The 21,699-nt window shown below is 58.5% G+C and carries 21 protein-coding genes and 1 pseudogene; 9 read left to right on the plus strand and 13 right to left on the minus strand.

Features of this window, described 5'->3' with window-relative positions:
• The 3 genes and pseudogenes from ACR0J4_RS02375 to ACR0J4_RS02385 all read right to left on the minus strand — a co-directional run.
• Positions 1-100 (minus strand): annotated as a pseudogene (locus tag ACR0J4_RS02375) ((2Fe-2S)-binding protein); the annotation flags it as partial.
• Positions 101-248: 148 nt separating this feature from the next.
• On the minus strand, positions 249-1,250 hold the full coding sequence (locus ACR0J4_RS02380; protein WP_170642007.1) for a molybdopterin-binding protein: 1,002 nt from the start codon (positions 1,248-1,250) through the stop codon (positions 249-251).
• Positions 1,247-2,215 (minus strand): XdhC family protein, encoded by a 969-nt coding sequence (locus ACR0J4_RS02385; protein WP_170642009.1) that lies wholly within the window; start codon positions 2,213-2,215, stop codon positions 1,247-1,249. Before ACR0J4_RS02385 ends, ACR0J4_RS02380 begins: the two co-directional genes overlap by 4 nt.
• A 225-nt stretch (positions 2,216-2,440) precedes the next feature.
• Between ACR0J4_RS02385 and ACR0J4_RS02390 the strand changes: the two genes are divergently transcribed.
• A complete protein-coding gene (locus ACR0J4_RS02390; RefSeq protein ID WP_170642011.1) occupies positions 2,441-2,941 on the plus strand; it encodes a hypothetical protein in 501 nt (166 codons plus the stop codon).
• A 3-nt stretch (positions 2,942-2,944) separates the two neighbouring features.
• Here the strand turns inward: ACR0J4_RS02390 and ACR0J4_RS02395 are convergent, their stop codons facing one another.
• Positions 2,945-4,204, minus strand: coding sequence for a vWA domain-containing protein (locus tag ACR0J4_RS02395; protein ID WP_170642013.1), 1,260 nt, complete (start codon positions 4,202-4,204; stop codon positions 2,945-2,947).
• A 58-nt stretch (positions 4,205-4,262) separates the two neighbouring features.
• Positions 4,263-5,171, minus strand: coding sequence for an AAA family ATPase (locus ACR0J4_RS02400; RefSeq protein ID WP_170642015.1), 909 nt, complete (start codon positions 5,169-5,171; stop codon positions 4,263-4,265).
• 135 nt (positions 5,172-5,306) lie between these two features.
• On the opposite strand from ACR0J4_RS02400, the gene pyrC reads away from it, so the two are divergent.
• Positions 5,307-6,344 (plus strand): dihydroorotase, encoded by a 1,038-nt coding sequence (gene pyrC, locus ACR0J4_RS02405; protein ID WP_170642017.1) that lies wholly within the window; start codon positions 5,307-5,309, stop codon positions 6,342-6,344.
• Here the strand turns inward: pyrC and ACR0J4_RS02410 are convergent.
• Both ACR0J4_RS02410 and ACR0J4_RS02415 read right to left on the minus strand, forming a co-directional pair.
• Positions 6,341-7,636 carry an MmgE/PrpD family protein gene (locus tag ACR0J4_RS02410; protein WP_170642019.1) on the minus strand — a complete coding sequence of 432 codons (1,296 nt, stop codon included), beginning with the start codon at positions 7,634-7,636 and terminating at the stop codon, positions 6,341-6,343. The genes pyrC and ACR0J4_RS02410 overlap by 4 nt on opposite strands.
• A gap of 38 nt (positions 7,637-7,674) precedes the next feature.
• Positions 7,675-8,121: a type II toxin-antitoxin system RatA family toxin gene (locus ACR0J4_RS02415; RefSeq protein WP_170642021.1), complete on the minus strand. Its 447-nt coding sequence runs from the start codon at positions 8,119-8,121 to the stop codon at positions 7,675-7,677.
• 73 nt (positions 8,122-8,194) lie between these two features.
• On the opposite strand from ACR0J4_RS02415, the gene hpt reads away from it, so the two are divergent.
• Positions 8,195-8,731, plus strand: a complete 537-nt coding sequence (gene hpt / locus ACR0J4_RS02420) for a hypoxanthine phosphoribosyltransferase (RefSeq protein WP_170642023.1) — start codon at positions 8,195-8,197, stop codon at positions 8,729-8,731.
• An 8-nt stretch (positions 8,732-8,739) separates the two neighbouring features.
• Here hpt and ACR0J4_RS02425 read toward each other — a convergent pair whose 3' ends face one another.
• Positions 8,740-9,882 (minus strand): amidohydrolase, encoded by a 1,143-nt coding sequence (locus tag ACR0J4_RS02425; protein ID WP_170642025.1) that lies wholly within the window; start codon positions 9,880-9,882, stop codon positions 8,740-8,742.
• Positions 9,879-10,829: a lipoyl synthase gene (lipA, locus tag ACR0J4_RS02430; protein ID WP_170642027.1), complete on the minus strand. Its 951-nt coding sequence runs from the start codon at positions 10,827-10,829 to the stop codon at positions 9,879-9,881. Before lipA ends, ACR0J4_RS02425 begins: the two co-directional genes overlap by 4 nt.
• 262 nt (positions 10,830-11,091) lie before the next feature.
• Between lipA and ACR0J4_RS02435 the strand changes: the two genes are divergently transcribed.
• Positions 11,092-11,640 carry a peroxiredoxin gene (locus tag ACR0J4_RS02435; RefSeq protein ID WP_170642029.1) on the plus strand — a complete coding sequence of 183 codons (549 nt, stop codon included), beginning with the start codon at positions 11,092-11,094 and terminating at the stop codon, positions 11,638-11,640.
• 47 nt (positions 11,641-11,687) lie between these two features.
• Here the strand turns inward: ACR0J4_RS02435 and ACR0J4_RS02440 are convergent, their stop codons facing one another.
• Together ACR0J4_RS02440 and ACR0J4_RS02445 are read right to left on the minus strand one after the other, a co-directional pair.
• On the minus strand, positions 11,688-12,611 hold the full coding sequence (locus ACR0J4_RS02440; protein ID WP_170551147.1) for a LysR substrate-binding domain-containing protein: 924 nt from the start codon (positions 12,609-12,611) through the stop codon (positions 11,688-11,690).
• Positions 12,612-12,658: 47 nt separating this feature from the next.
• The gene (locus ACR0J4_RS02445) at positions 12,659-13,741 is read right to left on the minus strand and encodes a DUF6456 domain-containing protein (protein ID WP_170642492.1); all 1,083 of its coding nucleotides are present in this window, start codon (positions 13,739-13,741) and stop codon (positions 12,659-12,661) included.
• 241 nt (positions 13,742-13,982) lie between these two features.
• Between ACR0J4_RS02445 and ACR0J4_RS02450 the strand changes: the two genes are divergently transcribed.
• A complete protein-coding gene (locus tag ACR0J4_RS02450) occupies positions 13,983-14,282 on the plus strand; it encodes a DUF6477 family protein (protein ID WP_170458051.1) in 300 nt (99 codons plus the stop codon).
• Here ACR0J4_RS02450 and ACR0J4_RS02455 read toward each other — a convergent pair whose 3' ends face one another.
• Both ACR0J4_RS02455 and ACR0J4_RS02460 read right to left on the minus strand, forming a co-directional pair.
• Positions 14,283-15,827 (minus strand): trimethylamine methyltransferase family protein, encoded by a 1,545-nt coding sequence (locus ACR0J4_RS02455; RefSeq protein ID WP_170642031.1) that lies wholly within the window; start codon positions 15,825-15,827, stop codon positions 14,283-14,285. It lies immediately after the preceding gene.
• 135 nt (positions 15,828-15,962) lie between these two features.
• Positions 15,963-16,661 carry an MgtC/SapB family protein gene (locus ACR0J4_RS02460; RefSeq protein ID WP_170470543.1) on the minus strand — a complete coding sequence of 233 codons (699 nt, stop codon included), beginning with the start codon at positions 16,659-16,661 and terminating at the stop codon, positions 15,963-15,965.
• Between the two features lie 170 nt (positions 16,662-16,831).
• Between ACR0J4_RS02460 and guaA the strand changes: the two genes are divergently transcribed.
• The 4 genes from guaA to ACR0J4_RS02480 all read left to right on the plus strand — a co-directional run bounded on the left by guaA (position 16,832) and on the right by ACR0J4_RS02480 (position 21,688).
• Positions 16,832-18,391, plus strand: a complete 1,560-nt coding sequence (guaA, locus tag ACR0J4_RS02465; RefSeq protein ID WP_170642033.1) for a glutamine-hydrolyzing GMP synthase — start codon at positions 16,832-16,834, stop codon at positions 18,389-18,391.
• Between the two features lie 97 nt (positions 18,392-18,488).
• A complete protein-coding gene (locus tag ACR0J4_RS02470; protein ID WP_480668286.1) occupies positions 18,489-19,394 on the plus strand; it encodes a DMT family transporter in 906 nt (301 codons plus the stop codon).
• Between the two features lie 220 nt (positions 19,395-19,614).
• Positions 19,615-20,688: an OmpP1/FadL family transporter gene (locus tag ACR0J4_RS02475; RefSeq protein WP_480554550.1), complete on the plus strand. Its 1,074-nt coding sequence runs from the start codon at positions 19,615-19,617 to the stop codon at positions 20,686-20,688.
• Between the two features lie 103 nt (positions 20,689-20,791).
• Positions 20,792-21,688, plus strand: a complete 897-nt coding sequence (locus ACR0J4_RS02480; RefSeq protein ID WP_170638851.1) for a DMT family transporter — start codon at positions 20,792-20,794, stop codon at positions 21,686-21,688.
• Positions 21,689-21,699: the final 11 nt, after the last annotated feature.

The following is a 21,699-nucleotide window of genomic DNA, read 5'->3' on the forward strand; positions in this document are numbered from 1 at the left end:
TCAAAGACAAATGATCCCGCAAAAAACCAGACAATAACGTCCGACCCTCAACATCACCGCTCACAGACATCCCATTCACAGTCAGCGATATATTTGGCATAAGACCTCCCCTTCTTTAGCTCATTCGCTTGGGGCGAGTTAAACACGGGAGGTCTGACTTGAGAACAGGAATTTGTTGCTTTTTGACAACAGAGGGACGCAAAAGGCCGAAGCCATAAACTCATCGGCGCCACCTGTGGGCCTCTGAACTATTTCTTCCGTTGCGCGCGAGGTTGCGGCCGGGTCGGGATTTCCTTGAGCAGACCGCCCACACCCATCGCAGCAATATCAGCACCAGTAGTCTCAACCCCGCAGGCGACCCGCGACAAAACCCAATCGGCGCCATTCAACGCCGGAGAGCGCGCGCATCCTGGCAGGCCGATCACAGGGCGTGTGTTCAGCGCCCCCAGAAACAGCAAATTGCCCGGATCGACCGGCATGCCGAACCGGTCAACTTCCCCGCCCGCGGCGCGCACGGCGGACGGGGCCACGTCGTTCACATCCGACGTGGCCGATGCCGTCAGGATCATCAGCACATCGCCTTCGGCACGATCAATGGCCGATGCAAGTTGATCGGTTTTATGCGGGACGATCTGCACATCGCACAGGTCCATGCCCAGAGCTTCGACACGCCCGCGCATGGCAGCTATGCCCTTCTCATTGGGCGGCCCTCCGGCGATGTCCGTTACGATCAATCCCGCGCTGCGATAGACCGGCGCGACAAGGCGCACCGAGGCCTGCGCCAAGGCGGCCGCGCGTTCAACATCGGCTTTGGGAACGGCGTAAGAGATCACCTTGATCGTCGCGACCATACCGCCCGCTGTCATCTGCTGATGCTGCGGGACCGTTGCGACTGTGATCATCGGATTGATGCGGTTGAACTGCTCGAGCGCCGCCACATCCAGCACCACCACGCCCGGTCCCTCAGCCAGAAGGTTCACACGGCCGGTAAACGCCTCGGTCAAGCGTAGATTGGCGTCGGTGGGATCGGGAACCAGAGCACTGGCCAGCATTTCAGCGGCCTCGTCCTCATGACAGTCACCGGGCTCAAGACGGGCAACGATGACCTCGTCAAACCCCGCGCTGGACAATTGCGAGACATGCTCGGCAGTTAGCATGAGCCCTTTGCGCATCTTTTGGTCCGAGCCTTTGACGGAATGCGCGAGAATGGCTCCGGCGGCTTCGGTCACGGGCACAGGGCCGAATTTCATGCCTTACCTCGCAGTACCGCCGTCATCTGGGCTAGGATGGCCACGGCAATCTCGGAGGGGCCGGCGGCACCGATATCAAGACCGATAGGGCCATGAATGCGCGCGATCTGAGCTTGGGTGAACCCCGCCTCGGTCATCCGCTCAACCCTTTTGGCATGGGTGCGGGTCGACCCAAGGGCGCCAATGTAGAACACATCCGCATCCAACGCGGCCTGCAGGGCCGGATCATCCAGCTTTGGATCGTGGGTCAACAGGACAATGGCCGTGCGCTGATCCAGACCCAGCTTGGCGACTGCTTCATCCGGCCAATCGGTCAACAGGGTCTCTCCGGGGAAGCGGCTGTCTGAGGCAAAGGCCTCACGCGGGTCGATGATGGCCGGGTCGTAGCCCGCAATCCGCGCCATCGGCACCAAGGCCTGCGCGATGTGAACCGCACCGACGATGATCAACCGCAACGGCGGGTTGTGAACGGCGACGAAGGTCTTGCCGTCTTCCTCGAACCCAGACCGATCCATACGCAACCGATCCACGTAAGCATTGCGGCGCAAGGCCCTGTGTCCGCTGTCTGTATTCACTTCATAGGCCAGCGGTTCACGGCGCGCACGGGCGGCGACCAACTCGGCCAGCATCGGCTCAGGCAGGACAGAGCCAACCGGCTCGACCAAAACCCGAATGGTGCCGCCGCAGGCCAAACCGACGGCAAAGGCGTCTTCATCGCTGACACCGAATTCAAGCAGGCGCGCCTCGCCCTCATCAATGGCCTCAATGGCTTCGACGATCACGGCGCCTTCGACGCAACCGCCCGAGACCGAGCCTTCGATCCGCCCGTCCCCGCCGATCACCAGCTGTGCCCCCACACGGCGCGGTGCGCTGCCCCAGGTTTCGACAACAGTGGCCAGCGCGGCACCGCGACCGCTGCGGTGCCATTCCAAAGCGCGTTCCGGGCTGCTGTCGAATCGATCCATCGAATCCTCCTGGCTTGTTGCAAACCAACATAGGCAGCCTTGGACCAATGAAAAGCGAACGTTAGTCGGAGACGGCAGTCAATTCGCGTTTATGTGGGCAGTAAAAGGCCGATTTGATATTCACACTCTCAAAGGATTGATTGCGAATACCCCACGTCTTAAGTTGAAACTGTGCCTGAATCTGGATTGGGCGCTCTCAATAAATTTCTCAACGGAGACGAAGAGTTGAAACGCATTCTTACACTGGGAGCGGCGGTTGGCCTGTTGGCCTCGACCGCTGCATGGGCTGATACATTCGAACGCTATGGTGAGGTTGAAGGCTGGAAAGTCTTCATCGACAATGAAAAGAAATCTTGCCTGATTGAGGCCGTGGATGACGCGGAAAACGTTGTTCAGATGGGCCTGACCGAGGATCGCGGAGTGGGCTACGTTGGCGTTTTCACCAAGGCGGAAACCAATATCAAACGCGGCGAGAAAGAAGCCGTGGCGATCCTGCTGGGTGAAAACCTGTATGTGGGTGAAGCCACTGGCATGAAGGGCAATATCACCAAGGGCTATTCCGGTGGCTATGTCCTGTCCGACGACCCTCAATTTGCGGATGACCTAGCCAAGAAACAGGTCATGATCGTCTTCCCCGAAAAGGAATTTGCTTTCACCGTCGATCTGACTGGCACTTACAAGGCCATGGAAATGGCGCGTGAGTGCAACGAAAAACAGCTGGGCTAAATCCTAGCCGGAAAGCGCGGACATGAGCCGCGCTTTCTCTCCGACGTCGTCCTGAGCAGAGATGACAGTGGCGAGGTCTTCGAGTGACGCAATCGAATGGCCTGCGCGGAAGCTGTCGACATGGGGCAGCATGGCGGCCACGCCCTGTGCTTTGGGGGCGAACCCATCCCAACGCAGCAGTGGGTTCAGCCAGATCAGACGCCGGGCCGAAAGATGCAGACGCTCGGTCTCTTTCGCCAAAGCTTCGGGCGCGCCGCGATCCAGCCCGTCCGAGATCAGCAGAACCACCGCGCCCTGCCCCATGACGCGCCGCGACCAGTCTCGGTTGAAGGCGTGCAGGCAGTCTCCGATCCGCGTGCCCCCTTCCCAATCTTGCGCCTCGGCCCCGGCGGCAGCTAGGGCGGCATCCACGTCGCGCTGGTGAAGGTGACGGGTGATATTGGTCAGTTGGGTGCCGAAGGTGAAGGCATGGACTTTGGCCCAACCGGCCCCTTTGGCATTCGAGACCGTGTGCAGGAAGTGCAAGATCAAGCGGCTATACTGGCTCATCGAGCCGGAGATATCGCAGAGCACGACCAGATTGGGCCAGCGCGGCCGGGGTTTTTGTTTCGCGATATCGTGCAGCTCACCGCCCTGACGCATGGCGGCGCGCAGGGTTCTCGCCCGGTCGATCCGGTGGCCGATATAGCTGGCCTGGCTGCGGCGGCTTTCGATCGGCTTGACCGGCAGGCTGAGGCGCGACAGGAGGCGCTTGGCCTGCGCTATCTCATCAGTACTCATCTGTTCAAAATCCAGACTGCGCAAACGCTCCTCGGACGAAGCCGTTTGCGAAGCGTCGATCTCAAGCTCGGTCTCTCCCTCCTGCTCCTCGGAGGTTTCAGGCTGATCGCGTTCAACCCCGTCAAGCAACGCCTCAGCCGCGCGTTTTTCACCGGCGTCGGCTTTGCGTTCTTCCTGCACACCGCGAATGGCGGGCAGCATCATGGACATCATGTGTTCCAGATACCTTGGGTCGCGCCAATAAAGGCGAAAGACCTGCGCGAAGACAGTGCGATGTTCGGGGCGGTTCACGAAACAAGCGTGCAGGGTCCAGTAAAAATCCTGCTTCTCAGAGAAGCCTGCGGCCTCAACGGCCCGAATGGCATCCACCACACGACCGGTGCCGATCGGCAGCCCGGCTTTTCGAAGGGCGCGGGCGAAATGTGTGATGTTCTGCGCCAGCTTCGGGTTTTCGGGAATGTCGAGCGGGATCTGTTCGGCCATCAGCGCTCATGGGGGCTCTGCCCCCATACCCCCGAGGTATTTTCAAACAGAAGAAACATCAGGCCGGTTCTAAATCGGCCTTGGCTTCGTCAAGAATGCGTTTGGCCTCGGACCCTTGCAGTTTCTGGATGTCGTCCTGGTATTTGAGAATCGCGCCGAGGGTATCTCCGATCACTTCGGGGCTGAGGTTGATGACGTCCAGCGCCAGCAGGCATTTGGCCCAGTCGATGGTTTCGGCCACGCCGGGTTTCTTGAACAGGTCTTCGGTGCGCAAACGCTGCACGAAGGCTACGACCTCACGACTGAGGGACTGGGCCGCTTCGGGCGCGCGGGCGTTCAGGATTTCAATCTCTCGGTCGAAATCCGGGTAGTCGACCCAGTGGTAAAGGCAGCGGCGTTTGAGGGCATCATGCACCTCACGCGTGCGGTTGGACGTGACGATCACCAACGGCGGTTCCGGGGCTTTAACGGTGCCGAGTTCCGGGATTGTGACCTGAAAATCGCTAAGCGCCTCCAGCAAGAAGGCCTCGAAGGGTTCATCCGTGCGGTCAAGCTCGTCGATCAGCAACACCGGCGCGCCGTTTTCATCGGGCCTCATGGCTCGTAGCAATGGGCGTTCGACGAGGTAGTCATCCGAGAACAGCTCGGTCTGCAGGGCAGAACGATCTGCGCCGCCTGCAGCTTCGGCGGTTCGGATGGCGACCATCTGCGCGGGAAAGTTCCATTCATAAACGGCAGAGGACGCATCAAGCCCTTCGTAGCATTGCAAGCGGATCAGGCGGCGACCAAGCCCTGCGGCCAGTGCCTTGGCGATCTCGGTCTTGCCGACACCGGCCTCGCCTTCCAGGAACAGCGGCCGGCCGAGTTTCAGCGACAGGAAGACGACCGTTGCCAGCGCACGGCCGCAAACATAGCCCTGCGCGCTTAGCATGGTTTGAACCGCGTCTATGGAATCTGGCTGTGTCATGTGCTGAATTCTCCCTTGCCACAAAAGGTCATGGCCGCGCCTGTGCGTCAAGGCCATCACCCGTTTCTGAGCTACGACGTTCGAACGAGTTGACAAGGGCTTTTACGGCGGCGGCCTCTGTGTTAGCGGAGGCGCATGACCGATAGCATCACGATCCGCCGCCCCGACGACTGGCATCTGCATCTGCGCGATGGCGCGATGTTGCAGGCCGTCCTTCCCGAAACCGCCCGCCATTTTGGCCGTGCGATCATCATGCCCAATCTGGTGCCCCCGGTGGTGACCGGCGCGCACGCCGCCGCCTATCGCGAGCGTATCATGGCTGCGCTGCCCGAAGGGATGACGTTCGAGCCGCTGATGACCCTGTATCTGACCGAAGATACGGATCCAGAAGACCTCGCCGCTGCGCATGCAAGTGGTTTGGTCAAGGCGGTCAAGCTCTACCCGGCAGGTGCAACGACCAATTCGCATTCGGGTGTTCGGAATTTCGACAATGTGCGCCCGGTGCTGGAGAAGATGGCCGAGATCGGCCTGCCGCTGTGTGTTCATGGCGAGGTCACCGATGCCGAGATAGACATTTTCGACCGCGAGGCCGTGTTCGTCGACCGCGTTCTGGATCCAATCCGCAAGGCCACGCCGGGCCTGCGCGTTGTGATGGAGCATATTACGACCCGCGACGGGGTTCAGTATGTTGCCGCCAACGAGGCCGATCTAGGAGCGACGATCACGGCGCACCACCTGATCATCAACCGCAATCACATTTTGGTGGGCGGGATCAAACCTCACTACTACTGCCTGCCCGTCGCCAAGCGTGAAGAGCATCGGTTGGAACTGTTGAAGGCCGCGACCTCGGGCGACCCGCGCTATTTCCTGGGCACGGACAGCGCACCGCATACGGATGACAACAAGGAAATGGCCTGTGGCTGTGCGGGATGTTTCACGGCAACAAACACCATGTCCTTAGTAGCCGAGATGTTCGACCGCGAAGGTGCCCTAGACAATTTGGAAGGGTTCGTGTCGTTGAATGGTCCGGCCTTCTATCGCCTGCCGGTGAACGAAAGTTCGATCACGCTGACCAAGGGTGACCCGGTCGAATACCCGTCGAAGATCGAAAGTGGCGACGGCCCCGTCACCGTATTCGACCCCGGCTTCCCCCTGCACTGGCGCGTGGTTTAACCCGCCAGTTTTGCAGCCAGATCGCGGGCGCGACCTCCGGTGCGCAGCATCGACCAGATCGCGTCTGCCTCGTCCCCTCCAATCAGTTTCGACGCTTTGGCCCGGACACGGTCTTCCCGATCCGCCAGAGACATCGGAGCCATCAGATCATGGGTAACCTCGCGTCGCACGCCGTCGCGCCGCAGAAGCTCTAGGCGGGCCTGGGTCTCGGTGAGGGTTTCATCCGCCTCGACCGTGATGCGGTCTCGCAAAGAGCGAATGCGAGGATCAGCGCAGACCTTTTCGGTGTAACTGCTTGGCAAAGCGGTGTCGTAGCCGAGCGCCTGCATGGCGATCACCGTGCGATAGGAAAACTTCGCCCCCAGCCCTGTGGTCGGAGACATCTGGTTGCAGACACTCATCCAGCGCGGATGGGTTTTGACCTTGATTTCAGCCACTTCAGGTTCGGCAATATCAAGACGCAGAGCAGCCTCAAGCGCGGCATGCAAACCGTGGCAGCATGCGTGGAACTTATGGCTGACCGATTCGAACAGCCATTCCTCTCCTAACCCGTCCAGCGCCGCCGACGTATCCGCCGCGCCCTGATGGGTCGCACCAAAGCCGTACTGACCCTCTAGCGCACTCGCATTGGGTTCAAAGCCCCGTTTGATCAGCAACGCGGCCTCGATCCCGGCTGATGCGGCCAATCCTGCATTGTAGGGTTTGCCCATGGTGCCGAACTGAGCTTTCAGACCGGCCGCGCGCGTGGCCGTCAAGCCCAGAACTTCCTGCATCTGGTTGGCATCGAACCCAAGCACCCGACCCGCTGCAACCGCAGCGCCAAAGGCCCCCGCAGTCGCCGTTTGGTGGAACCCAGCCTGATAGTGGTCTCGACCGAGCCAGAGGCCGATACGGATCGAAACCTCCATCCCGATCAAGGCCGCCTCCAACAGATCAACGAGGATACGGTCATCCCATTCTGAAACCGCCAAGGCCGCAGGCAGGATGGCAACCGACGGATGGCCGATATGGGCGAAATGGGTGTCGTCATAGTCCAGCGCGTGAGACACCGTTCCGTTGACCAGTGCCGCAGCACGCAGAGGTGCTGCCCCGCCGCCAAACAGATGGGCCTGTGCTACGCCGCCCTCCTCCTGCACCATGTCCCGAACGGCGACCGACACGGGTTCGGACACACCGGCACGACCCACGGCGATCCAGTCGAGAACGGACAGAGACGTAATAGCCCGCGCCTGCGCGGTTGTGTTGACGGGGCTGGCGGCAAAACTCGCAAGCGTTGAGGTGAATCCAGACATAGCGCGCAGTCTAACGCGCGCCGGTCGTTGGTAAAGCCTTAGCTATACAGCTCGGCGGCGCGGGCCTCGAATGCGCGCACGATGCGCTGCATGGCCTCGTTGAAGACGACACCAATGATCCCTTGCAGGATGGCGTTCTTGAACTCGAAATCCACATGGAACGATACGTTGCACCCACCTTCGGGCGCGTCTTCAAACTGCCAGTCCGATTTCATGTATTTGAACGGGCCGTCCAGATATTCAGTGTCGATCTTCTTTTGACCGGCAAACAAAGTCACCCGGCTACCAAACCGTTCGCGAAACACTTTGAACGAGATCACCAGATCCGCCTCCATCACCTCGGCCTCGCCAGCCGCATAGGTCCGGCGGATACGCGCGGCGGCGCACCAGGGAAGGAACTTGGGATAGTTCGCCACGTCAGCAACCAGGTCATACATCTGTTGGGCCGTATAAGGCAGGTGACGCGTTTCCGAGTGGATAGGCATGGCAATCCGGCATTTGAAGGTGACAATGGCGCGTCATGTCGTATGTTGCGCGCCAAAGATCAAGGGGGCTGCGATGACTGACCGCGCTTATGTGATAGATGAGATGATCTCGGCCAAGGCAATTGCAGCCAGAATCGAAGAGCTTTGCCGCGAAATTACCGAAGAATTCGGCAATACTGACAAGCTGGTTGTCGTTGGCCTACTGCGTGGCTCTTTCGTGTTCATCGCTGATCTGGTCCGTGAGTTGGACCTGCCGATCGAGGTGGATTTCCTGGAGGCTTCGTCCTACGGTGACGCGATGGAGAGCAGCCGGGAAGTGCGCATTCTCAAGGACTTGCGTGGCGCGATTGAAGGTCGAGATGTGCTGGTTGTCGAAGATATCGTCGATACGGGCCATACTCTGAACCACGTCACCAACCTGCTACGCAGTCGTGAGCCAAAACGGCTTAAGTCCATTGCCCTGTTGGACAAACCAAGCCGGCGCGAGGTCGATTTTCGTTCAGATTGGATCGGGTTCGAAATCCCTGACGAGTTCGTCGTGGGCTACGGAATCGACTACGCGCAGCGCAATCGCAACCTGCCGTTTATCGGCAAGGTTCGATTTACCTGAACACGGCCTCAGCCCAGCACCTGCCGGATCGCCGCCAGAAAGACGCCTGTGCCAACTGGAATCAGCGCGTCTGGGAAATCATAGTCGGGATTGTGAAGTTGGGGGTGGTCTCTCCCGGCTCCCAACCAGAACATCGCCGACTTTGCGACTTTGCCGAACTGGCCAAAATCTTCCGAAAACCTCTGCGGTTCATTGGTCAACTTGCATGGAACGGCTTGATCCGCACAGGCTTCGGCCAGAATAGTCACCGCCTCAGCGTCGTTGGTGCAGGCCTCGAAGACATCCTCATAGGTGATCTCGGCACTCAGGTTCTCCGACTTAACGACCTGCTGAACCAAAGCCTCAGAATCGGCAATGAGCTTTGCCATCCGGTCGTCTGACACGGTGCGCAATGTCACCCACAGCTGGGCCTGACCGGGGGCGACGCCAAAGGTCTGCTCTCCGAGGCTGGCATGCGTGATCGTGGTAAGCGCGTAGTCGGCGTTCAGGGCGCCAGCCGCGCCAAGCCGGGTAAGTTCCGGGATCAACGCGGACAAAGCGCCCGCCGGAGAAACCCCGTCCTGCGGTGCAGCGGCGTGAGAGGTCTTTCCGGTCAACGCAATCCGCATACCGCGAGAGGCGCAATTGGTTGGACCCTGACACAGTTCAACCTCGCTCAGTTCCAGCCCCGGCAAGTTATGGAGAGAAAACACGTAATCCGGCGCAAGCTTAGCGAACGCAGGATCGTCTCGGATCGCCTTGGCCCCCTGACCGGTTTCTTCAGCAGGTTGGAAAATCAGAACCACCCGTCCGCGCGTCGCGCGCAGTTCCTGCAACGCAAGCGCCACGCCGAGAACCATCGACATATGGCCATCATGCCCGCACAGATGCCCTTTACCCGGCACGGTCGAGACATACGGCAGTTCCGAGAGTTCCTTGATCGGCAACCCATCGAGCTCGCACCGAATGGCGACGGTGGGACCGGTTGTGCCGCTGTCGAAGACCGCCGCAACTCCGTGCCCGCCGAGGTCGGTCACCACGGTGTCCGCCCCTGCGCGACGCAGCTCATCAGCCATACGCTTGGCGGTTTCAAGTTCTTGCCCAGAAAGTTCGGGATGTTGATGCAAACTGCGGCGCAGCGCTGTCAGCTGCGCCAATCTATCAGGCGTCACGCTTGCCCCAGCTTCGCCTGCCGTGCCGCACGCAAACGCGCGAAATCATCCCCCGCGTGGTAGGACGAGCGCGTCAGCGGTGTCGCCGAGACCATCAGGAAACCCTTGCCATAGGCGGCTTTTTCATAGGAGGCGAACTCTTCAGGCGTCACGAAACGGTCCACCGCGTGGTGCTTGGGCGTCGGTTGCAGATATTGGCCAATGGTCAGGAAATCTATGTCAGCGGCGCGCATGTCGTCCATGACCTGACCTACTTGCTGTTTATCCTCACCCAGACCGACCATGATGCCGGATTTGGTGAAGATCGACGGGTCCAGTTCCTTCACCCGCTGCAAAAGGCGCAGCGAGTGGAAATACCGCGCGCCGGGGCGAACCTCAGGGTAGAGGCCCGGGACGGTTTCGAGATTGTGGTTGAACACATCCGGCTTGGCCTCGACCACGGTCTCAAGCACTTCGGGTTCACATTTCAGGAAGTCCGGCGTCAGAATCTCGATCGTTGTCTTCGGCGAGCGGTGACGGACGGCGCGAATAGTCTGCGCGAAATGATCCGCTCCGCCGTCTTTCAAATCGTCCCGGTCGACCGAGGTGATCACAACGTGGTTCAGACCCAATTTTTGCACCGCATGCGCAACACGACCCGGCTCAAACGCGTCAAGCGAGTCCGGACGTCCCGTGGCGATGTTGCAGAAGGTACAGCCGCGGGTGCAGATCTCGCCCATGATCATCATAGTGGCGTGGCCCTGGCTCCAGCACTCGCCCACATTGGGGCATCCGGCCTCTTCGCAAACCGTCACCAGATTGTTTTCACGCATGATCTTGTGCGTCTCGGCATAGCCCTTGCCGCCTGGCGCCTTGACCCTGATCCATTTCGGTTTCTTGGGCTGGGAGTTGTCCGGGCGATGCGCCTTTTCGGGGTGACGTTGTTCTGGGATTTTCAGATCGCGCACGGGCAGTTTTCCTAACTTTGGGTCAACTTTGTGTACCCATAACATAAAACACTCACGCCTGTTACACCAGCGACGCATAGCCGCTATGCACATATCTCGCGAGCGTCAAATTAGTTTAACCTTAAACTATATTTTTCGCACGAAAAATCAATAGACAAGCCAATCAAACCGATCTTGCAGATGCAGCATTTCATGGATTGCAGGCAATTTAGAACTGATTTAAATCGCCAGAAAGTCACAACTGAATCACAGGAACTTGAACATGAAGACCGGAGCAAAACTGCCCGATGTGACCTTCCACACGCGCGTTCGCGACGAGGCCGTCGAAGGCCCCAACCCGTTCCGCTGGGAAGACAAGACAACCGCCGACTATTTCGCTGGCAAACGGGTTATCCTGTTCTCGCTGCCCGGCGCTTTCACCCCCACATGTTCGACCTACCAGCTGCCCGGATTTGAAAACGGCTACGCCGACTTCACCGCCAAGGGTATCGACGAGATCTACTGCATGTCCGTCAATGACAGCTTTGTCATGAACAAATGGGCGCAGGATCAAGGCCTGGATAACGTCAAGGTCATCCCTGATGGTTCGGGTGAGTTCACCCGCAAGATGGGCATGCTGGTTGACAAGGAAAATCTGGGCTTTGGCATGCGCTCGTGGCGCTATGCGGCCATCATCAATGACGGCGTTGTCGAAGCCTGGTTCGAAGAACCTGGCCTGATGGACAACTGTCCCGAAGACCCATATGGCGTGTCGTCGCCCGAGACTCTGATCCAGCATCTGGAAGCTGCCGCCGAACCTGCTTTGGCGTAAACCCGGTGCTTAGGCGCTGAATACCGGCCCGCCACTGGCGGGCCTTTTCATGACCGCGTGGCCGAAACGATCTGCTCCCCCACGTCCCGGATCACCTGGGCCAAACGATCCACCCAGCCGTCATCCGTTGTTGACGCGCGCCGGACTAACCCCACCGTGCGCGCCGGTTGCGGGGCACCAAAACGCAAAAGCTTCATGCCCGGAACAGCCTCTGATTCCGATTTTGCGGCCAATTCGGGCATCAGGGTCAGGCCGAACCCCTCGGCAACCAGCCGGGAAAGCGTCGCAAGCGAGGAGGCCCCCATGTTGATCTGCCCACTACCCCGATCCTGCCCGCAGACCTCAAGCGCTTGATCCGTCAGGCAATGGCCATCCTCCAACAGCATCAACTGTGCTGATTGCAAATCCAGAGGGCGCAGCATCTCGGGGCTGGTGTTCACACGTTGCAGCCGCGCGGCGCTGCCTGCCAGCAGGAAATGATCCTGGAACAGAGGCGTTTCGCGGAATTCTGAGCCACCCGCTGGCAGGGCTAGGACCGCAGCGTCGATCTCACCTTCGCGGAGCAATGATAGCAACCGTTCGGTCCTCGCCTCGCGGATCTGCACGCGCAGCGAAACATCTGCGGCGCGTAGACCACCCAGAACGCCGGGCAGTAGGTACGGTGCAATCGTCGGGATGATCCCGATCGACAGCGACCGATGGCCGCCAGAATGATCCCGCGCGAACTGGTCCAGCCGCACAGCTGCACCCAGTACCTGACGGGCATATTCCAGAACGTCTCGCCCCAGCGGCGTCAGCAGGATGTCCCGCGCTTGACGCTCGAACAGTACACCGCCCAGTGTTTCTTCAAGCGATTTGATCTGCACAGACAGAGCAGGTTGCGATACATTGCAAACCTGCGCAGCGCGCCCGAAATTGCGCTGCTCGGCCACGGCTTGAAAATACTGCAACTGCTTGAGTGTGAAGTTCATAGCCCTTGATTATCACCAAGGGCCAAAACCACAAGAGAGACTTATCCCTAGCCGATCATGCGATCTTGCCCAGAGAGGCCCTCATAGTGTCGTTTCAGGCGCTGTAACGCGATGCGCAGAACGATCTTGCCCGAACGCGCCGACCATCCCATGCGTTTTTCGGCCAGCTCCAGCCCCTCAAGATAGCAACAACAGCGCAGCGCAACGTCGCTCAACCCCGGTCCAAGGTCCGACAACGCGCGCGCCACACGGTCTTTCGCGTCTGAGGCCCCTCGCCCTCCGTGAGATTCACTGTCGAAATTACCGCGCCCGCCCCCGGTCAGAAAGCGATCCCAGTTCTGCGCAACTTGCGGACCGATCTGCGCAAGTTCAAAGTCTTCGCGCAAACGTTCCCCGGCACGGAGAAGCGTTTCATCGAGAAAGGGTTTGCCGTCTCGGTCCCGCCGCCGCGCCAAGGCGATCAAAGGGCTTTCCGCGGCGCTATAGCGCACGCGTCGGGAGCGTTCCGGTGCGTCTCCACTCAACTTAGGCTGGAACGCCGCCTGTGCCTCGGCCATGCCGAATTCGTTGCGCGACCGGGCCTTGTTTTCCGCCTCGGCCACCAACCTGTTGAGCGCCGCGCGCCCTGATGTCGAGATCCGGTACCGCGAAATACGGCCCGGATTGTCGCAGGAAATCCAGTCCTGCAAGGCAATCGCCTGCGCGATTTTGCAATCCACAACGGCCGTCCTTGTGGTCCCGGCCTCACCGGTGTCACGCACGACCACGGCCTTCTCCATATCCTCGGCCACCGCCAGAACCGCTCCTGTCTCACACAGGCGTCGCAACACACGCAGCGCTTCGCCCTCGAATGAGCCGTCTTCTTGGTCATTCTGTCCGCTTGCGTCAAAGCGGCGCGTCCGATCAGAGACCGAGAAATGTGTCTCGGCCAGCGATTGCAGAGCCGCATCGACCAAAGGATCATCGCGGCGCATTTCGACGCGTCGGATTTGTCTGAGAATGGTAGAGGCATGGCACCCGGCCGATCTTGCGATATCCCGGATCGACTGACCGGTTTCCGTGTGCGCAAGGTAACGCTGTGCCCCCTCGGGAACCCATGCCGGAATAGAGAATGCCACGTTGTTTTCCATATTCATTTGCCCTCGTCGACAAAACAGACTGCCACTTTTGCCCCTCGAAATTAAAGTTAACCAAATCTAACTAGAGGTGGTTTCGTTACTCGTTCGTTAACCCCGAAGCGCAGCAACCAGATTTGATTCAAAAAGATAAACAGTCGTGAAACCAACGTTCGGGGCGATCCTTGAGAGCGCAACACCCGCCTAGGTTGTGTGACAAACAGGGCGACAATTCCCCGAACAAGAGGCACCTGAAATGCAAGACCTGATGACCATGATCACGACACTCCGCCGCCCCCGCTTATTGGCACGCGCCGCAAAATTCGGGGCGCAGGACTACAATCGTGACCGGCATCTTCAGCGCATCCTGGGCTATGGTCGACTGCCCGGAAACGGGGCCGCTCTGATGCGGCTTATGGATATGGAGAGAGAGCAAAATACGCTGCGAAAAGAGGAGGATGCCGCCTATTCTCTGGTCAGGCATCTTGATCTTCTGATTGCGCTTTTGGGTGAGGCGCAGCTGTACCAAGCCAGCCGCGCCGCACAGTTCGAGTGATCAGGTAAACGCGTCCGGCATCGAGGCTTTCTTGTCGGCAATATAAGCCTCGAGCGCCTCTTTGGTGGCCGGGTCCATCTGCGGCTGCTGGTAGTTGGCCAGCAGATGCTCGACCCGGGCCGAGGCCAACTGACGCGTATCGCGCGAACCTTCATCCTGCCAGGTCTCGAACGGTTTGTAATCTAGCACTTCGGTTTTCCAGAAGGCTTCCTTGAAGTTGGCCTGCGTGTGCTCGCAGCCAAGATAGTGACCGCCCGGTCCCACTTCACGGATCGCACCCATCGCCTGCGCGTTCTCATCATAGGCGACACCTTTGGCCAGACCGTGCAGAACACCAAGTTGATCGGCATCCATCACGAACTTCTCAAAGTCTGCAACCAGACCGCCTTCGAGCCAGCCGCACGAGTGCAGCATGAAGTTCACGCCCGACATCAGACCCATGTTCAGCGAGTTCGCGGTCTCATATGCCGCCTGCGCATCAGGCAGTTTCGAGCCACAGAACGACCCCGCAGAGCGGTAGGGCAAGTTGAGGCGGCGGGCCAGCTGACCTGCACCATAGGTGATATGCGCGGCCTCGGGTGTACCAAAGGTCGGCGCGCCCGAGTTCATGTCAATCGAAGTCACGAACGCACCAAAGATCACGGGTGCACCCGGACGGATGATCTGGCTATAGGCGATGCCCGCCAGAACCTCGGCCAGAACCTGCGTCAGCGTCCCTGCTACCGACACCGGCGCCATCGCACCACCGACAATGAAGGGCGAGACGATGCAAGCCTGATTGTTCTTCGCGTAAACTTCCAGCGCGCCCATCATCACATCGTCGAAGGTCATCGGCGAGTTGATGTTGGTCAGCGAGGTCATCACGGTGTTGTTCTGAACGAAGTCCTTGCCGAACAGAATCTCGCACATCTCGACCGAATCTTGCGCCCGGCTGGGGTCGGTCACGGAACCCATGAAGGGTTTGTCAGACAGCGTCATGTGCGCCATCAGCATATCGAGGTGGCGTTTGTTCACCGGGATATCGGTCGGTTCGCAAACGGTACCGCCCGAGTGGTGCAGCCACTTGGACATGTAGGCCAGCTTCACGAACTTGTTGAAGTCATCCATGGTCGCATAGCGACGACCACCCTGCGCATCACGCACAAACGGAGGGCCATAGACAGGCGCCAGAACCAGGTTACGGCCACCGATCACCACCGATTTCTCAGGGTTGCGGGCGTGCTGAGTGAACTGGCTTGGGGCTGTTTTGACCAGCTGACGCGCCAGACCACGCGGGATGCGCACGCGTTCACCATCAACATCCGCACCCGCATTGCGCCAACGCTCCAGCGCGGCGGGATTGTCGACAAAGTTGACGCCAACCTCTTCCAGAATCGTTTCGGCGTTGTACTCGATGATCTCCAACGCTTCTTCGTTGAGGACCTCAAAGTTCGGAATGTTCCGCTCAATGTACTTTGCGGTGTCGATCCGAACCGCAGTGCGTTCTGCCCGGCGGGCGGCTCCGCCACCACCGCGACCTCGACGACGTGCTGATGCTTCAGCCATTTTTCCTCACCATACTTTGGATGTGTTGATTGGGGTTCTATCTAGCCCGCCAACACTCGCTACTATTGGAAGATAACGGCTATTGGCACATAAAAGCGACATTACGCCGCGACGTGACCCTTTAAAATAACGGTTTCAGGTCTCGTTCGCGTCTTCCCACTCAACACTCAGAATCCCCGGTTCAAGAATAAGTGGCGCTGCGATTTTGTGTTGCACGTTTTCGGGATGATCTTCGGTGGAAACGAGAATTTCCAGTGTTTGCAAACCTTTGTCGTCTGCATCTCCCTTTTGAAACCCGACAATGCGCACCCCGTTTTGCGCCAAAGCCTGTAGTGCCGCCGCACGGACCTCCGCCTGAGCATCTGCCGCGCACTGCACGAGAATGCGGAACTCCTGCGTCAACGGAACCCCGGCGCGTGTCGTTTTTTTCAACCACTTCACCAGTGGCCGCAGCCCCAGATTCACGAAAATAACGAAACCCGTCATCATGATCGCAAAGATCCAAGCACCACTTCCGGCCATCATCCCCACAGCCGCCGAACACCACAAGGTCGCCGCCGTATTCAGGCCGTGAATGGTGAACCCATGCCGAAAGATGATGCCAGCGCCAAGAAACCCAATCCCCGAAACGACCTGCGCGGCCACACGAGTGGGACTCACCTCATCTGGATAGAGCGCAGAGAACACCACAAAAGCCGCGGCGCTTAAGGCCACCAGCGCATTTGTGCGCAAACCAGCCATACGTTGGCGTACTTGACGCTCGGACCCGATCAGCGCCCCACAGAACATGGCCAGAGCCAAATTCAAAGCGGCAAGTTCAACAGCTATGGGCAAACGCATCTCTCCTATTCGGGTGTCCGCTTCACACAGACGGAAAAATCGTCATATTTTTGTTACAAAACTTTTACAATAGCCGAAGCGCAGTTTCGCAGAAATGCGGGTATCTGCCCTTCAGCAAAGACCTTTCTCTTGCGAATTCGTCACGCTTGGCCTATGGCCCGCACATGAGTGATACATCCCACGACCGCCTTCTGATCATCGACTTCGGCAGCCAGGTGACGCAGTTGATTGCACGCCGACTACGCGAGCTGAATGTCTATTGCGAAATCCAGCCCTACCAGAATGTCACCATGGAATTTGTGCGCGAAATGGCGCCCAAAGCGGTGATTTTTTCGGGTGGGCCGGACAGTGTCACGCGCGAGGGCTCTCCGCGCGCGCCGCAAGCGATTTTCGACTATGGCGTTCCGATCCTGGGCATCTGTTATGGCCAGCAGGTGATGATGCACCAACTGGGCGGCAAGGTCGAAAGCGGCCATGGTACTGCCGAGTTTGGCCGCGCCTTTGTCACTCCGAAAGGTCAGTTGGACATCCTGAAAGACTGGTTCGCGGATGGTGATGAACAGGTCTGGATGAGCCATGGCGACCATGTCAGCGAAATTGCTCCGGGGTTTGAGGTCTACGGCACCTCCCCCAACGCGCCGTTTGCCATCACCGCAGACAGAAAGCGCCATTTCTACGCTGTGCAGTTCCACCCCGAGGTGCATCACACCCCCAAGGGCGCCAAGCTATATGAGAATTTCGTAAAGCTCGCCGGGTTCAGCGGCGACTGGACGATGGGTGCCTATCGCGAACAGATGATCGAGAAGATCCGCGAGCAGGTTGGTGACAAGAAAGTCATCTGCGGCCTGTCCGGCGGTGTCGACAGCTCGGTGGCCGCGATCCTGATCCACGAGGCGATTGGCGATCAGCTCACCTGTGTCTTTGTTGACCACGGTCTGTTGCGCAAGAACGAGGCGCAGGAAGTCGTGGGCATGTTCCGCGACAACTATAATATTCAGCTGATCCACGCGGACGAAAGCGATCTGTTCCTGGGCGAGCTGGACGGTCAAAGCGACCCCGAGACCAAGCGCAAGATCATCGGCAAGCTGTTTATCGACGTCTTCCAGAAACACGCCGATACCATCGACGGGGCCGAGTTCCTGGCCCAAGGCACGCTCTACCCTGACGTCATCGAATCCGTCTCGTTCAGCGGAGGCCCTTCGGTCACGATCAAGTCGCACCATAATGTCGGTGGCCTCCCCGAGAAGATGGGCCTGAAGCTGGTCGAACCCCTGCGTGAGCTGTTCAAGGATGAGGTCCGCGCGCTGGGTCGCGAACTGGGCCTGCCCGACAGCTTCATCGGCCGCCACCCCTTCCCCGGACCGGGCCTTGCTATTCGCTGCCCAGGTGAGATCACCCGCGAGAAGCTCGAAATCCTGCGGGAAGCCGATGCGGTTTACATCGACCAGATTCGCAAACATGGGCTCTATGATGAAATCTGGCAGGCTTTCGTGGCGATTCTCCCCGTCCGAACCGTTGGCGTCATGGGCGATGGCCGTACCTATGACTACGCCTGCGCGCTTCGTGCCGTAACGTCAGTTGATGGCATGACCGCCGACTATTACCCCTTCAGCCACGAGTTCCTTGGCGAAACCGCCACACGGATCATTAACGAGGTCAAGGGCATCAACCGGTGCACATACGATATCACTTCGAAACCTCCGGGAACGATTGAGTGGGAATGAGAAAAAAGCCGGGTTCTGACCCGGCTTTTTTATTTCTCCGACACTGAGAAAAGTGATTTAAAGTCAGACATCTAAACCAATCGTTAAGAGGCGCAGCGTGCAGGGCGACAAAACGCAGTTTGGTAAGGCCGCTCTGTGGATGACCGGCGCCATTGCCTCGTTCTCCTCAATGGCCGTCGCTGGTCGAGAACTGAGCCTGCATCACGATACTTTCGAGATCATGATGTATCGCAGTTTTGTCGGCGTGCTCATCGTAGCGCTAGTACTGACGGCGACCCGCAAATGGCATCAGGTCACAACCGAGCGTCTTGGTTTGCACGCCATTCGCAACACGTTCCATTTCACCGGCCAAAACCTTTGGTTCTACGCCGTCGGAGTGGCCCCTCTGGCGCAGGTTTTCGCGCTTGAATTCACCCAACCGATCTGGGTTATCCTGCTTTCTCCGCTTCTTTTGAAAGAGCGCCTGACCGCGATCCGAATGACATCGGCACTGATCGCGTTTGCTGGCGTCCTGATGGTGACAAGACCCGGAACCTCAAGCCTTTCTACGGGCATTCTCATGGCTGCTGGAAGCGCGATTTTCTTCGCGTTTACAACAATCACGACGAAACAGCTCACCCACCATGCAAGTATCGGATGTATCGTGTTTTGGCTGACTGTGATGCAGGCGGTTCTGGGCACCATTGCGGCAGGGATAGACCAGCAAATCGCATTGCCAACGCTGCAGACTGCACCCTTTTTGTTGCTGGTTGGTCTGGCCGGTCTTTTGGCGCATTTCTGTATCACAAACGCGCTTGCAATCGCCCCCGCGACCGTGGTGGTGCCATTCGACTTTGCCCGCCTGCCGACAATCGCGGTTGTCGGTATGCTTCTTTATCATGAACCACTGGATCACTGGACGCAGCTCGGAGCAGCCGTGATCTTTTCAGGTATCTTTCTGAATGTTTGGTCCGAAAATCGTAACAGTTTAGCAACAGTTCGTGCCGACACTCATAAGAAGTAACGCACGGTCACTAGTTGACGATAAAATAGACACCGAGACAGTATCGGGCATTCAAATCGAGCGGGTCGGCATCCGTACACTCACACGATGCCATACAGGCCTTCAAGGGACAGTAAGGGAGGAATACATGAGAAAGGCGCTACTATCAGCGTGCGCGCTTTGCGTGGGGACAACGGCTGGCCACGCTGGCGGCCTGGACCGAAGCGGTCAGGGCATAAACTTGATTTTCGAAGAAGGATCGGTAGTGCAGTTCCGGCTGGGATATACGAAGCCTAGGGTGAGCGGCTCACTACTTGATGCGAACCCCGGCAGCCCAACGCAGGGGCAGGTTATCGACTCTGGAAACGTAGCAAACGACTTCTTCACGCCACATCTCGGCTACAAAACTTCTCTAACCGAGAAGCTCGACTTTGCGATTATGTATGACGAGCCCTTCGGTGCCGATATCGCGTATGGCCCCAACTATCCTCTTTCTATCAACCCAATCCCGGGTGGACGAACAGGCGTACTAGAAGCGAAAGCGGATACCGAAGCAATTACGGCTTTGCTTCGCTACAAGTTTGATGGCGGCTTTAGTGCGATCGGCGGGGTCAGGGCCCAGCGAGTGAGCGCCAGCGTCACGGTCCCGGCCGCCGCAGGCTACGAAGTGAGTACTGATGCAGACGTGGCCTTTGGGTATGTCGTAGGCGTCGCTTGGGAAAAACCGGAAATTGCAGCGAGGGTTGCGCTTACCTACAACTCCAAGATCAGCCACGATTTGTCTCAAACAGAGTCGGTAAATCCAATTCCGGGCGCTGGTATTCCACCTGGAACAGTAGCGACCTTTGATACGGATTCTGAGGTCGAAACGCCACAGTCGATCAATCTGGATTTCCAAACCGGCGTAGCACCCAAAACACTGCTATTCGGCTCGATCAGGTGGGTTGATTGGCCGCAATTGGAGTATGATCCGCCAAACTATCCGCCGACCACCGCACTGGTTAGCTATGGCAATGCCACCTACACTTACACTCTAGGTTTGGGATACCAGTTCTCTGAAGAGTTTTCGGGCGCTGTGACGTTGGGCTATGAAACCGACGAAGGAGAACCGGTGACCAACCTGGGTCCCACAGACGGTTTCTGGAGCATCGGTCTTGGCGGCACATACTCTCTGGAAAAAGCCAAAATCTCGGCGGGCGTTCGCTACACCGATATTGGTGACGCAACGGCTGACGGTGGGTTTGGCCAAACAGCTGACTTCTCGGGCAACAGCGCTTGGAGTGTCGGTTTCCAGATCACCTACGCTCTGGACTAATCGCCCCACACAAACCAGTCAGACCCCGCCGTTTTTGGTGGGGTCTTTTTGTTTCCGCATCTTTCGGGTCGCCGCATTAACTCAAAGGTGCCACAACCTGTTCATGGAACAGCAAAAACACCTATCCCCCCGCGCATGGGCTGAGCTTTCGCTGCTGGGTATCATCTGGGGCGCGTCATTTGTTTCGATCCGCATTGCGCTGGACACGATACCAGTGTTGACCTCGGTCCTGCATCGAACATTCTGGGCAATGCTGGCCTTGTGGTTGGTGGTTTGGATCAGGGGTCTAAGCGTCCCGAGCTCACCTCGCCTCTGGTTGGGATTTCTGGTTATGGGACTGCTCAATAACGTGATTCCGTTCTCGCTGATGGCGTGGGGGCAGTTGTACATTGACACCGGCCTCACGGCGATTTTGAACGCGGCAACGGCTATCTTTGGTGTTCTCGTTGCTGCCCTCTTCTTTTCTGACGAGCGGTTGACAGCACCGCGCCTTCTGGGCGCTGGACTGGGCTTTTTTGGCGTCTCAATCGCAATCGGTATCGGCAATCTCACCAGCTTTAGCCTGCAAAACACAGCTCAACTTGCCATCCTCGCGGGCACTATCTCCTACGCGTTTGCCGGCGCTTGGGCGCGCAAACACCTAAGCTCCCTGCCCCCTATTGTTGCGGCTGCAGGGATGCTAACCGGCTCGACCCTCTTCATGATCCCGATCGCCCTCATGACGGACGGTATACCAAGCCTCAACCTGCCTGCGGCCACATGGGCGGCAATCGCGTATTATTCCCTGATTGCGACGGCGGGCGCTTACCTTCTCTACTACCGGGTCCTAGCAATGGCGGGCAGTGGCAATCTGTTACTTGTGACCCTGATCATCCCACCTGTCGCGATCGTTTTGGGCGCCTTGCTGCGAGACGAGGCACTGGATTCGCGCGCCTATATTGGCTTTGCCGTGCTGGCTGCGGGACTATTGATCCTCAACCGAGCCGCCCCACGCGATTGACGCCGCCGCCT

Source organism: Ruegeria sp. B10 (genome assembly GCF_056539825.1).